Here is a 13,287-nt window from a genome sequence, read left to right on the forward strand (position 1 = left end):
CTCGGTACGACCGTGAACTGCCTGTTCGTCGGCGCGGGAGCGATCGCGCCGGAGTACGCCGCCGGCCTGCCGGAGAGTTCGCTGTCGCTCGCCGGCGTCGTCGACCTCGACGCGGACCGCGCCGCGTCGCTGGCCGCGTCTCACGACTGCCCGTCGTTCACCGACTTGGAGACCGCGCTGGAGCGCGTCGACGCGCCGGTCGTGGTGAACCTGACGAGCCACGCGGCCCACGCGGCGGTGACGCGGACCGCGCTCGAAGCGGACCGCCACGTCTACTCGCAGAAGCCGCTGGCGCTCGACGCCGACGAGGCGCGGGCGCTGGTGGCGCTCGCCAGCGACCGCGGGCTCGGCCTCGACTGTGCGCCCGGGACGCCGCGGGCGCCCTCGCAGCGCCGCGCGGGCCGCCTCCTCGCCGACGGGCGGCTCGGGTCGGTGGGGTTGGGGTACGCCCACGCCCACGTCGGCCGCGTCACCGACTGGCACGACCGGCCCGACTCATTCCTCGAAATCGGGCCGCTGTACGACGGGGCGGTGTATCCGCTCGCGCTGCTGGTGGCGTGGTTCGGGCCGGTCGAGCGCATCCGCGTCGCCGACGCCCTCGACGTCTGGCCCGCCCGGGAAGACCGGCGGCCGTCGACGCCGAGCCACGTCGAGGCGACGCTGTCGTTCGCGTCCGGGCCGACGGTCAGGCTCACGGCCAGCTTCTACGCGCCCCACCGGAGCCGGGAGTTCTACGGGCTGGAGCTCCACGGCGACGACGGCTCGCTGTACCTGAAGGGGACCGGCGCGATGGACGACGACCGCGACCGCGTTCGGTTCGGCCGCGTCGGCCGGGAGTACGTGAGCGCGCCGTCGGACGCGCCCGGGGAGCCGTACGAGTACGTCGACGCCGTGGAGCGCCTCACCGAGTCCGTCGAGGCCGGGTCGCCGTCGCGGGCGGGGGGACGGCGGGGCGCCCACGTCGTCGCCGTCTGTAACGCCATCGAGGCGGCCGCCGAGGGCGAGGGGTCGGTCGCGGTCGACGACTGCGGCGCGACCGCCGACCCGCCGCCGGCGCCGGTCGTCCGGCCAGAGAAGCAGACTGGAAGGGAAACAGAGTCCGGCCAAAGCGCGCTCCGACTCCCCGCCGTCGGCTTCGGCTGTTCGCGCTACCGCGACGGGGAGTACGTCGAGCGCGCCGACTCGATCGCGACCGCGCTCGACGCCGGCTACCGCCTCCTCGACTCCGCCGAGCTGTACGGCAACGAACACCGGATCGGGGAGCTGCTCGCCGCGCCCGGCGCGCCCGACCGCGAGCGCGTGTTCCTCCTCGGGAAGGCGTGGCGAACCAATCATCGCCGCGGACACCTGCTCGCCGCCTGCGCGGGCAGCCGCGAGGAGCTCGGGATCGACGCGTTCGACTGCTACGCGCTCCACTGGCCCTCGGCGCTCGAACACCGGGGCGAGCTTCGCCGCCTCGCCGAGAAGCCGGTCGAGCGGCAGGAGGCGCTCACCTTCCCCGAGGACGCGGACGGCGAGCCCGCGACCGACGACGTGTCGCTCGCGACCGCGTGGGAGAACCTGGAGGCCGTTCACGAGAGGGGGTGGGCGCGGACGCTCGGGGTCTGTAACGTCTCGCGGTCCCAGTTGGAGACGGTGCTGGAGACCGGCGACGTCGACCCGGCGCTCGTACAGGTGGAGCGACACCCCTACCGCCCCCGGACCGACCTCGTCGAGTTCTGTCGCGAGCGCGGGATCCGGGTGGTCGCGCACTCGCCGCTGTCGGCGCCCGGCCTCCTCGACGAGCCCGTCCTGAACGGGATCGGGACGGATCGGGAGCTCTCGCCGGCCCAGACCGTGATCGCGTGGAACGCCTCGCAGGGGGCCGTCCCGATCCCGTCGAGCACCGCCGAGTCGCACGTCGTCTCGAACCTTGCGGCCGGGGGCGAGCGGTTGACGGACGACGAGGTCGCGCGGATCGACGGCCTGCGCGACCCCGACTTCGAGCGCTGAGTCGCCGCCCGCGACCCGATCGGACGCCCGCGGTCCGGGCGGTATTCCTATGTGAGAGAAGTCCGTGTGTGTGATATGGCAACGACCGAAGCGCGACAGTCGGCGGTCGACCTCGGATCGCTGAACGGTCTCCACTGGGTAGGTATCGTCGCCGCCCTCGTCTCCGCCGCCGTTCACCTCCTCCTCGGCGTCAGGCTGTTTCCCTCTCCGATGGGGATCAGCTTCGTCCTCGCGGGGCTCGGGTTCGTCGGGGGCGTCGTCCTCCTCGCGATCGACTACCGGCGTCGCACGGTGTACGCCGTCGGGATCGCGTTCACGCTCGTCCAGATCCTCCTGTGGTACGTCGTCAACTTCGCCGGGGGCGCGAAGTCGTTCCCGGCCGACGTCGGGACGCTCGGCGCCGTCGACAAGGTCGCACAGGTCGCGTTGATCGCCGTCCTGGTCGCCCTGCTCCGCCGATAGCCGTGTCGACTCGGCAGCGCTCCCTCCGCGTCGGGGTCGGCATCGGGCTCCCGCTCGTCGCCGCGGTCGCGCTCGCCGCGCTCCTGTTTCGGCTGTTTCCGACGGTCGCGACGGGTCGGTGGGGGCTCTCTCCCGCCGTCGTCGCGGGCGGCTGCTGGGCCGGACAGCTCTGGTACGTCGGCTACCGGATCGATCCGGAGCGGCTGGCCGGGCGGTTCTGGCGGCGGCTGTTCGGGCTGGCGAACGCGGTCACGCTCGCTCGTGGAGCGCTGTACGCCGTCGTCGCCGGGTTCACGGTCGTCCCAGCGGGGACGACGCTCGCGTGGGTGCCGGCGCTGTGTTACGGGACCGGCGTCGTCCTCGACAGGCTCGACGGCATCCTCGCCCGGACGGTGAGCCGGGAGACCGAGGTCGGCCGCCGGCTCGACATGGCGTTCGACACCTTCGGGTTCGTCGCCGCGCCGTTGGTGGCGGTGCTGTGGGGACTGCTGCCGGTCTGGTACCTCGCCATCTCCGCCGCGCGGTACGTCTTCCGCGGGGCCGTGTGGCTGCGCCGCGTCCGCGGGCTCCCGGTCTCCGACCTCCCCGACAGCGACCTCGGGAAGTATCTCGCGGGCGTCCAGATGGTCTTCGTGACGGTCGCGCTCGTCCCGCCGGTCCCGACGGGACTCGTGTGGACCGTCGCGCCCGCCGTCCTCCTCCCGTCGCTCGCGGTGTTTACGCGCGACTACCTCACCGTCAGCGGGCGCCTCCCCCGCCGATGACGGCGGCGGACGCTCACGAATACTCTAAGATTACCTGAACCGCCTCCTCGGACTCCGAGTCGAGCAGCTCGTACGCCTCCGCCGCACGCTCGAAGGGGATCCGGTGGGTGATCAGCTCGTCCGCGGGGACCCGGTCGAGCCGTTCGAGCGCCGCGTCCATGCGTCGCTCGCGATCCCAGCGCCCGCGGAGCTCGGGGCTGATCGTCGACACCTGACTGGAGACGATATCGATCCGGTCTCGGTGGAACCGCCCACCGAGCCCGATCGGCTCGCGTTTGGTGCCGTACCACGACCCGACGACGATCCGCGCGTCGTAGCCCACGACGCCGATGGCGTCGTCGAGCGCGCTCGGCTGCCCGGAGAGTTCGACAGCGAGGTCGGCGTCGCCGAGGGCGGCGTCCGAACTGCCGACGCCGGCGTCGGCGGCGTCGTCGAGCGTCCCGGGCGTCGTCGTCCGGTCGGCGCCGAACGCCGCCGCGAGGGTCCGACGGCGCTCGACGGGGTCGACTACGACGAGCGATTCCAGCGGGAACCCGGCCAGCAGTCGGGTGACGCAGAGCCCGATCACGCCGGCGCCGAACACCACGACCCGCTCTCCGAGCCGCGGGGCGGCGTCGAGGACGATATTCGTCGCCGTCTCGACCGAGGGGAGGAGCGATCCGACGGCCGGCGTCGTCTCCGGCGCGAGCGCGACCACCGCGTCGGGGGTCGTTCGGAAGCTCGTCTGGTGGGGGACGAACGAGAACACCGACCGGCCGACCCAGTCCGGGTCGACGTCCGCGCCGACCGCACGGACGACTCCGCTCGCGGCGTATCCGTACTGAAGGGGGTACGAGAGGTCGCCGTCGAGCGCGTCGAGCGTCTCGTCGGCCGGGAGGTCACCGGGCGTCTGGTCGCGGTACACGAGTAGTTCCGTCCCGGCGCTTATGGCCGACGCGCGGGTGTCGACGAGCAGCTCGTCGGCCTCCGGCGGGCCGACTGACGTCTCTCGCACCTCGACGGTCTCCGGCCCCGTGAAGTAGAGCGCCGCGTCGGTCATCGTGTCGTCGCGAACTTGGTCCGTCCGCGGGCGGCGCCGGAGCGACGCCGCGCCCCCCGGCTCGGCTGGTGACGTGACACGTGACTCCACAGGGACCGTGTGATGTTAAGTCCTCGCGCCGTGTGCGAGTCGGAAGCAGTATCGACGGAATCGAAAAACGGTATCGACGGAACAGAAAACGAACCCCAGCGGTCGCGAGGCGCTCAGCGGATGACGTCGAGGCCGTTGTTCTTCTCGATCGGCTCGCTGCCGCCGTCGGACTCCCAGCCGCGGTCGGTGCCGCCGGAGACCGCCGGCTCGCCTCTCTCGCCCGCGGCGCCCGCGGCCTCGGTCGCCTCGGCCGCTCGCTGGCGCGAGTCGCCGAGGTCGTCGCCGTCGACCGCGGCGCGCGACTTGTCGGCCTGCTTCTGGGTGGAGGGGCCGAGCACCTGCGCGCTCTGGACGCCCGTCATGATCGCCATGACGCGCACCTTCCCCTTGTACTCCTCCTGGATGCGAGCGCCCCAGATCACGTTGGCGCTCGCCTCCAGCCGCTCGGTGATGTTGTTCGCGATCCCCTCGGCCTCCTTCAGCGTGAGGTCCGGACCGCCCGTGATGTGGACGAGCCCGCCCGAGGCGCCGCGGTAGTCGACGTCGAGCAGCGGGTGGTTCATCGCGTCGTTGACCACCTCTTGGGTCTTGTTCTTGTCCTGCGTCTCGCCGACGAGCATGACCGCGACGCCGCCCTGATTCATGATCGTCGACATGTCCGCGTAGTCGAGGTTGATGAGGCTCGGCTGGGTGATCGTCTCCGAGATCCCCTTCACCGTCTCCGCGATGATCTGGTCCATCACGGAGAACGCCTTCCCGATCGGCAGGTTCGGCACGTAGTCCAAGAGCCGGTTGTTGTCGAGGACGATGATCGAGTCGGCTTCGTTGCGGAGGTCTTCGAGGCCCTCCTCGGCTTTCACCGTGCGGGCGCGCTCGACGTTGAACGGCGTCGAGACCATCCCGACGACGATGGCACCCTGCTCTTTGGCGATCTTCGAGACGACCGGCGCCGCGCCGGTGCCCGTGCCGCCGCCCATCCCGGCGGTGACGAAGACGAGGTCGGCGTCGCCGAGTACCTCTTTGATCGTGCCCTGGGCCATCTCGGTGGCGCGCTCGCCCATCTTGGGGTCGCCGCCGGCGCCGAGCCCCTGCGTGAGCGACTTGCCCACGAGGATCTTGGTGTCGGCCTCGATCATCTTGAGGTGCTGTTTGTCCGTGTTGATGGCGACGGTGTCGGCGCCGTCGACGCCGATGTTGTACAGGCGGTTGACCGTGTTGTTCCCGGCCCCGCCGGCGCCGACGATGACGATCCGGGGGTCCCCGAACTCGTCGTCTCCCATGTCGACGTCATCCATGTCGCGCTGCTCCGCTTCCGCGTTGTCGAGGGCGTCCTGAACGAGATCTTGCATCAGTTTACACCTTCGCCCAGTTGCGGTTGCGGCCGCGCTCGTCGCGCTCGCCGTCCTGTTCGTTCAACATGTCGCGGACGGCCGACCGGATCGCCTCGCTCCGGTTCGGGAATTCGCCCGTCTCCACCATCTGTTCGACCTCGTCTATCTGCTGTTTCGGGATTCGTAGTGTCACACGCTCCATTGGTATTCCCCCGGTAAGACGACGAACACGCAACGCGTGTGTCTTACAGCGCGAAACCGCCCGACTGCGGGGAGACGCCCCACACCGGACGACCGCTGTAAGACGACCGTCTTACGCAGATGAAATCACCGAGCGAACTATTATAAAACTATCGGTGGGTGTAAGACAGAACGTGAAGACGGCCGAATATCGACGTATACGGACTGCTACAGCCGGTTATTGGTCTTTCAAAACGTCCGCTGCCGGGGTCCGGCGTCCGCATCCGGGGCAGAACGCCCAGTCGGTCCGGAGCTCGTCGCCGCACTCGCAGAACGCTCTGTGCGACTGTTTCTCTCCACAATTCGGGCAGTATACGTGGTCAGAAGGGACGATTTCGCCACATCCGCCGCAGGCGTTTTCACGCGTTTGCGCGCCCGGACTCGCCTCCGTCTTACGCGCGTTCGGTTCCGTCTCGTCGGTCGTCACACGCACCTCGTCGTCCCGCTCGTCGGATCCGGCGTTCGGGGCGTCGAGCGTGACGTTTACGTTGATATCGCCGGCGTTTCCGGGCGTATACGCTCGCGTCGCAGCGCCGCCCGCCGGACCGAGCCGCTCGTCGAGCGCCGCGTCGAGCCGCTCCGCGATCAGATCGTCGACGCGGTCCGCGAGGGCGTCGTCGACGCTCCCGGGTGACGCGTCGGACGCGTCGGACGCGTCTCCCTCTCCGCCGAGGTGCGTCCGGAGCGCCTCCCGCATCACCTCGCTTTTGGAGGCGTCACACGCTTCCAGCCGGTCGACGAGGTCGTCGTCCGCCCGGAAGGGGATCTTGCTCATACCGAAGCAGTATCTCCGGTCGGTATAAGTATCTTCTCCTGCTGTCTGACACGTTTCACGGCGGCGAAACGTTCAGCCGAACGCCGCCCGAATCATGCGATTTGGTCACACGTGTGTCTGACGCAGATTTATACGCGTCGCGCGAGCATGCGTGTGTATAAATGAGTAACCGCGTCGAGGACCTCGAACGGCAGGTCGCGGAGCTACAGGCGGCGGTCAACGGGCTCACAGAAGAGCTCGTCGAGATGAAAGAGCGCGTCCGACAGCTGGAAGACGAGCGGTCGGTCGCGGTCGAGGAGGCGGTCGCCGAGGCGCCGGCCGGTTCCGAGGCTGGAGACGCCGCGGCCGGCGAGTCAGCGAGCGACGAATCCGCGAGCGCCGACGCCGAGGAGGCGTCCGGCGGCGAGCGGACGACCCACTCTGACGACCACGTCGACGTCTTCGAACCCGCTGAGGAGTCGTCCGACGGCGCCGATGAGGCGGCGACGACCGCGGACGACGCGGGCGAGGGAGAGGACGTCATCGTCCCCCAGCAGTCGGCGACGACGCCCGACGCGGAGGCCGCCGAGGACGACGACGGCGAGTCGAGCGAGGGCGACGACATCATCGTCGCGTAAGCGGTCGCCCCCGACCCCATGCACATCACTGAAGTCGTTCTGGACGGGTTCAAGAGCTTCGGGCGAACGACGAGGATACCCTTCTACGAGGACTTCACCGTCGTCACCGGCCCGAACGGCTCCGGGAAGTCGAACATTATCGACGGCGTGCTGTTCGCGCTCGGCCTCGCCCGGACCCGCGGGATCCGCGCCCAGAAGCTCACCGACCTCATCTACAACCCCGGCCACGACGACGGCGAGGCCGCCGATGGGCCGAACGAAGCCTCCGTCACGGTCGTGCTCTCGAACGAGGACGGGACGCTCGACCGGTCGCAGGTCGTCTCCGCGGCCGGCACGGAGAACGTCGGCGACGTCTCCGAGATAACGATCAAACGGCGCGTGAAGGAGACCGAGGACAACTACTACTCGTACTACTACCTCAACGGGCGCTCGGTGAACCTCTCGGACGTCCAGGACCTGCTCGCGGCGGCGGGCGTCACCCCGGAAGGATACAACGTGGTGATGCAGGGCGACGTCACCGAGATCATCAACATGACTCCCTACCAGCGGCGGGGGATCATCGACGAGATCGCGGGCGTCGCGGAGTTCGACGAGAAGAAGGAGGCGGCCTACGAGGAGCTCGACACGGTCGAAGACCGCATCGGCGAGGCGGACCTCCGGATCGGCGAGAAGCAGGACCGACTCGACCAGCTCGCCGACGAGCGCGAGACCGCGCTCCAGTACCAGGAGTTCCGCGACGAGCTGGAGGAGTACCGCGGGTTCCGGAAGGCCTCGGAGCTGGAGGAGAAGCGCGACGCGCTCGCAGACGTCGAGGGCGACATCGACGAGTCGGAGGCGGACCTCGACGAGCTCCGCGAGGAGCTCGACGCCAGACAGGGGAAGCTCACCCGCTTGGAGGAGGACCTCGCGGACCTCAACCACGAGATCGAGACCAAAGGCGAGGACGAGCAGATCCGGATCCGCTCGGAGATCGAGGAGGTCAAAGGCGAGGCCTCGCGGCTGGAGGACAAGATCGAGTCGGCGGAGTCGCGCGCCGAGTCGGCCGAGACCGACCGCCGAGAGGCGTTCGTCCAGATAGATCGGAAAGAGGAGAAGGTAGAGGAAATAGATGGGGAGATCCGCGAAGCGAAGGTTGAGAAGGCGTCGGTGAAGTCGGAGCTGGCGACGAAGCGCTCGGAGCTGGCCGACGTCGAGGCCGAGATCGAGGGCGCGGACACGGAGTTCGACGAGCTGAAAAGCGATCTCGCGGAGAAGAAGGCGGCGATCGAGGCGCTCCGCGAGGAGAAGAACGAGACCCAACGCGAGAAGGACCGGCTGCTCGACGAGGCCCGCCGCCGCTCGAACGCGGTGAGCGAGGCGCGCGAGGAGCTGGAGGCGGCCCGCGAGTCGCTGCCGGAACACAAGGCGCGCATCTCCGAGCTGAAAAGCGAGCTCGACAAGGCCGAGAAGAACCAGGCGACCATCGAGGACGCGGTCGCCGACCTGTTCGCCGAGAAGGCGGAGAAGGAAGAGCGGCTCGAGGAGATCGAGGCCACCCTCCGCGAGAAGCAGAACGAGTACGCCAAGCTGGAGGCCGCCGCCGACGAGCGCGGCGACGCCTCGTGGCCCCGCGCGGTCACCGAGGTGAAGAACGGCGGCATCGACGGCGTCCACGGCGCGGTCGGCGAGCTGGGATCGGTCGAGGCCCAGTACGCCGAGGCCTGCGAGACCGCGGCGGGCGGCCGCCTCGCGAACGTCGTCGTCGACGACGACGGCGTCGGCTCGACGTGTATCGACTACCTGAAGCAGCGCAACGCGGGCCGGGCGACGTTCCTCCCCATCACGAAGATGGACGACCGGAGCCTGCCGCGGAAACCCTCGCTGCCGGGCGTCGTCGACTTCGCGCGGAACCTCGTCGACTACGACGCCGAGTACGACTCTATCTTCTCGTACGTGCTCGGCTCGACGCTCGTCGTCGAGGACATGTCGACCGCTCGCGAGCTGATGGGCGACTACCGGATGGTCACCCTCGACGGCGACCTCGTCGAGAAGTCGGGCGCGATGACCGGCGGCTCCGGCGGTGGCTCCCGCTACTCGTTCACGAAGTCCGGCGGCGGAAAGATCGAACGGCTCGCGACCGAGATATCCGACCTCGAAGACGAACGGCAGTCCGCCCAGTCGGAGATCGACGCCCTCGACGACGACATCGAGGACGCCCGCGACCGCAAGGCCGACGCGGCCGAGCGCGTCCGGTCGCTGGAGGCGGACGTCGAGCGCGCCGAGGACGACCTCGCCGAGGCGGAAGACCGGATCGCGGAGCTGGAAGCCGAGCTCGACGATCTGGAGGCGGAACGGGAGTCCGTCGACGCGGAGATGACGGCGCTCGACGAGCGGCTGGCCGAGACCGACGCGGAGATCGACGACCTCGCCGCCGAGATCGACGATATCGAGGCCGAGCTCGCCGACTCGAAGATCCCGGAGCTCTCCGAGCGCGCCGACGAGATCCGCGCGGAGATCGACGACCTCGAAGACCGGATGAGTTCGTTCGACAGTCGGATCAACGAGCTGGAGCTGGAGAAGGGGTACGCCGAGGACGCGCTCGACGACCTCCACGACGACGTCGAGGCGGCACAGAACGCGAAGGCGGAGGCGGAGGAGGCGATCGCCGACCACGAGGCCGCGATCGAGGAGAAGGAGGCGGAGCTGGCGGAGAAGAAGGCGGCGATCGCCGACTTGGAGGAGGAGCTCACGGAGCTGAAGGCGGAACGCGAGGAACTCCGCGAGGAGATCCGCGAGGCGACGCAGGCGCGCGACGAGCAGCGGTCGCTCGTCGCCGAGGCGGAGTCGGACCTCTCGGACCTCACCGACCGCCGCGACCGGCTGGAGTGGGAGATCGACGAACTGGAGTCGCAGGTGGGCGAGTACGACGCCGACCAGATCCCCGACCTCGACGAGGTGGAGTCGCGGATCGAGGAGCTGGAGGCCGAGATGGAGGCGTTGGAGCCGGTGAACATGCTGGCGATCGACGAGTACGAGGAGGTCCAGGCGGCGCTCGACGAGCTACAGGAGCGTCGCGACGTGCTCGTCGAGGAGCGCGACGCCATCGAGGAGCGCATCGAGGGGTACGAAGCGGCGAAGAAGGAGACGTTCATGGAGACGTTCGACTCGATCAACGACCACTTCGAGGACATCTTCGCGCGGCTCTCGGCCGGGTCGGGGGAGCTGGTTCTGGAGAACCCTGAGGACCCATTCGAGGAGGGATTAACGATGAAGGCGCAGCCCGCGGACAAGCCGGTCCAGCGCCTCGACGCGATGAGCGGCGGTGAGAAGTCGCTCACCGCGCTCTCGTTCATCTTCGCCGTCCAGCGGCACAACCCCGCGCCGTTCTACGCGCTCGACGAGATCGACGCGTTCCTCGACGCGGTCAACGCCGAGCGCGTCGGCGAGATGATCGAGGAGCTGGCGGAGGAGGCGCAGTTCGTCGTCGTCGGCCACCGCTCGGCGCTGCTGGAGCGCTCCGACCGCGCCATCGGCGTCACGATGCAGGGCGATAACCTCTCGGCGGTGACCGGGATGCAGTTCGGCGACGACGCCGACGAGGAGGTGAGCGCGGATGACTGAGGACGGCGACGGGGCCGCCGACGGCGGCGTTCCGGACCTCGACCTGACGAGCGAGCGCGACGGTGCGGACCCGTTCGCCGACGACGCGTCCGGAAGCGAGGGGGGCGAGACCGTCGAGCGCGGCGCAGGCGACGAGCCCGACTCGGACGTGCCCGACGTGTCGCCGCCGGACGAGACCGACGACGACGAGGTCGAGCCCGTCGAGCTCCTCGTTCAGCTCGCCGAGGAGGGCGAGATCGAGCCGTGGGACATCGACATCGTTCAGGTGACGGACGCGTTCTTGGAGAAGCTCGACGAGACGGACCTCCGGACGACCGGGCGGGCGCTGTTCTACGCCAGCGTCCTCCTGCGGATGAAAAGCGACGGCATGCTCGCGGACGACGACGAGGACGAGGAGCCCGAGCCGGAGCCGTGGGAGGTCGCGATGGAGGGCGGCGCGCCAGACCCCGCCGCCGACGACTTCGACCCGGTCGGCAAGCTGGAAGCAGAGATCGACCGCCGGCTCGACCGGAAGAACACCCGCGGCTCGCCGGAGACGCTCGACGAGCTGGTCCGCGAGCTGCGCGAGGCCGAGCGCGGCTCGTGGTGGAAGGACTCCCGGGAGTACGACACCTCGGAGTCGCCGCACGGCCACGCTCGCGGCACGCAGACGCTCGACTACCACGCCGGCGACGAGTTCCGGCAAGACGGCGAGCCGACCGCGGGCGAGGCGACCGACCGCACCCACGACGAGGACATCGAGGAGGTGATCGTGGAGATCGACAACGCGCTCCGGACCCACTTCGACCGCGGGCGCACAGAGGTGCTGTTCGCCGAGATCGAGAGCGCCGGCGGCCGCCCGTTCATGACGTACCTCGCGCTGCTGTTCATGGCCCACCGCGGCTCGGTCCGACTCCAGCAGGACGACCTGTTCGGCGACCTCTGGGTGAAGGACCCGACCGCGATGACCGGCGAGTCGGAAGCGATCGCGGACTAGTACGTTTTTGATGTGGTACTCGGTTCCGAGGATATCGCCGTTCTGTAATGAATAACTGCCCGCCAATCGGCAGCGAACACCTCCAAAGCCCCGGCCGCTCGGCTGTACGTTGTTGCGTCCGCGAAGAACACCTCCAAAGCCCCGGCCGCTCGGCTGTACGTTGTTGCGTCCGCGAAGAACACCTCCAAAGCCCCAGCCGCGAGGAGGGCGCACGCTCGCTGCGCTCCTCAGTCGTTCGCTTCGCTCACTCCTTGCGGTGCTTGCGTCGCCTGTGCCCGCCTCGCGGCTGCCCCTTTGAGTCCACCCGAACAGCACCGCAACCGCAGCCTCACGCCTCCCCAGCCTCGTCGCTCACTTCGTTCGCGACTCCCTCGCGCGTGCGACTCGCGCCCTTCGGGCGCTCGTCGGCACGCGCCACCGCACGGCGTGTCTATTTAGAGGTAGTCGCCCAGCAGCGGCTCGACGCGCTCCTTCGTCTCCTCGGGGATCGCCTCCGTCGGCGTGTTGACGGTGCCTTCGAGCGACGTGTGCGCGTCACACTCCAGGTCCTCGGGGAGCGTCCGGACGGCCTCCTCGACGGCGGCCTTGATCGCCGTCTGGTTCTTCTCGGCGTTCTCGAGCACCTCTTCGAGCGTCACTTCGCTGTCCGCCTTCCAGACGTCGTAGTCGGTGACGCCGGCGATCGTCGCGTACGCGATCTCGGCCTCCCGGGCCAGCTTCGCCTCGGGGATCGCGGTCATGCCGACGAGATCCCAGCCTTGGCTCTTGTAGAACTCCGACTCCGCGCGCGTCGAGTACTGCGGCCCCTCGATGCAGACGTAGGTGCCGCCCTTCACGACCTTCGTGTCGCCGGGCGCGGCGGACTCCGCGGCCTCGGTGAGGTGGTCGACGAGCTCCGGGCTGTACGGGTCCGCGAACGGCTGGTGGACGACGACGCCGTCGCCGTAAAAGGAGAGGTCGCGGCCCTTCGTCCGGTCGTAGATCTGGTCGGGGACGACGAGCGTGCCGGGCTCCAGTTCCTCTTTCAGACTTCCGACCGCGTTCGACGCGAAGACGTGCGTGACGCCCGCCTTCTTCAGCGCGTACATGTTGGCGCGGTACGGCAGGTCGGTCGGCGAGACGCCGTGGTCCGCGCCGTGGCGCGGGAGGAACGCCACCTCTCGGCCCGTGCCGCCGAACTCGCCGATCGTCACGGCGTCGCTCGGCTCGCCGTACGGCGTGTCGAACTCGACCTCGCGCACGTCGTTGAGGGGGAGCGCCTCGTAGATGCCGCTGCCGCCGATGAATCCGATGGTTCCCATACCCGGAGTGCGCCCGCTCGCTACTTATAAGGAGTGAACCAGATCGCGGTGCGCGGTCGACTTCCCGGCGGCGCGGTCGGCTGCCCGGTGCGCGACCCAC

General features: G+C 69.3%; 11 protein-coding genes. 6 read left to right on the forward strand and 5 right to left on the reverse strand.

What is annotated here, in order from left to right:
- Positions 1 to 12: 12 nt before the first annotated feature.
- From C463_RS10095 to C463_RS10105, 3 genes are all read left to right on the forward strand, one after another.
- Positions 13 to 1,992, forward strand: a complete 1,980-nt coding sequence (locus tag C463_RS10095) for an aldo/keto reductase (protein ID WP_008443363.1) — start codon at positions 13 to 15, stop codon at positions 1,990 to 1,992.
- A 75-nt stretch (positions 1,993 to 2,067) separates the two neighbouring features.
- Complete coding sequence (locus C463_RS10100) at positions 2,068 to 2,454, forward strand: DUF7475 family protein (protein WP_008443369.1); 387 nt, start codon at positions 2,068 to 2,070, stop codon at positions 2,452 to 2,454.
- A 2-nt stretch (positions 2,455 to 2,456) separates the two neighbouring features.
- A complete protein-coding gene (locus tag C463_RS10105) occupies positions 2,457 to 3,218 on the forward strand; it encodes a CDP-alcohol phosphatidyltransferase family protein (protein WP_008443370.1) in 762 nt (253 codons plus the stop codon).
- 13 nt (positions 3,219 to 3,231) lie between these two features.
- Here C463_RS10105 and C463_RS10110 read toward each other — a convergent pair whose 3' ends face one another.
- The 4 genes from C463_RS10110 to C463_RS10125 all read right to left on the reverse strand — a co-directional run bounded on the left by C463_RS10110 (position 3,232) and on the right by C463_RS10125 (position 6,693).
- Positions 3,232 to 4,257 carry a zinc-dependent alcohol dehydrogenase gene (locus C463_RS10110; protein ID WP_008443371.1) on the reverse strand — a complete coding sequence of 342 codons (1,026 nt, stop codon included), beginning with the start codon at positions 4,255 to 4,257 and terminating at the stop codon, positions 3,232 to 3,234.
- Positions 4,258 to 4,460: 203 nt separating this feature from the next.
- Positions 4,461 to 5,696 (reverse strand): cell division protein FtsZ, encoded by a 1,236-nt coding sequence (gene ftsZ / locus C463_RS10115; RefSeq protein WP_008443373.1) that lies wholly within the window; start codon positions 5,694 to 5,696, stop codon positions 4,461 to 4,463.
- Between the two features lie 4 nt (positions 5,697 to 5,700).
- Complete coding sequence (locus C463_RS10120) at positions 5,701 to 5,880, reverse strand: ribbon-helix-helix domain-containing protein (protein ID WP_004595187.1); 180 nt, start codon at positions 5,878 to 5,880, stop codon at positions 5,701 to 5,703.
- A 216-nt stretch (positions 5,881 to 6,096) separates the two neighbouring features.
- Positions 6,097 to 6,693 (reverse strand): double zinc ribbon domain-containing protein, encoded by a 597-nt coding sequence (locus tag C463_RS10125; protein ID WP_008443374.1) that lies wholly within the window; start codon positions 6,691 to 6,693, stop codon positions 6,097 to 6,099.
- Positions 6,694 to 6,854: 161 nt separating this feature from the next.
- On the opposite strand from C463_RS10125, the gene C463_RS10130 reads away from it, so the two are divergent.
- Genes C463_RS10130 through C463_RS10140 form a run of 3 tightly spaced genes read left to right on the forward strand, consistent with a single transcriptional unit; the run spans position 6,855 to position 11,886 of the window.
- Positions 6,855 to 7,310 (forward strand): DUF7518 family protein, encoded by a 456-nt coding sequence (locus C463_RS10130; protein ID WP_008443375.1) that lies wholly within the window; start codon positions 6,855 to 6,857, stop codon positions 7,308 to 7,310.
- An 18-nt stretch (positions 7,311 to 7,328) separates the two neighbouring features.
- The gene (gene smc / locus C463_RS10135) at positions 7,329 to 10,910 is read left to right on the forward strand and encodes a chromosome segregation protein SMC (protein WP_008443377.1); all 3,582 of its coding nucleotides are present in this window, start codon (positions 7,329 to 7,331) and stop codon (positions 10,908 to 10,910) included.
- Positions 10,903 to 11,886, forward strand: a complete 984-nt coding sequence (locus tag C463_RS10140) for a segregation and condensation protein A (protein WP_008443378.1) — start codon at positions 10,903 to 10,905, stop codon at positions 11,884 to 11,886. Before smc ends, C463_RS10140 begins: the two co-directional genes overlap by 8 nt.
- A 434-nt stretch (positions 11,887 to 12,320) precedes the next feature.
- On the opposite strand, the gene mtnP is transcribed toward C463_RS10140, so the two are convergent.
- Positions 12,321 to 13,187, reverse strand: coding sequence for an S-methyl-5'-thioadenosine phosphorylase (gene mtnP / locus C463_RS10145; RefSeq protein WP_008443379.1), 867 nt, complete (start codon positions 13,185 to 13,187; stop codon positions 12,321 to 12,323).
- Positions 13,188 to 13,287 lie beyond the last annotated feature (100 nt).

This window comes from Halorubrum californiense DSM 19288 (genome assembly GCF_000336875.1).
Taxonomy (GTDB): Archaea; Halobacteriota; Halobacteria; order Halobacteriales; family Haloferacaceae; genus Halorubrum; species Halorubrum californiense.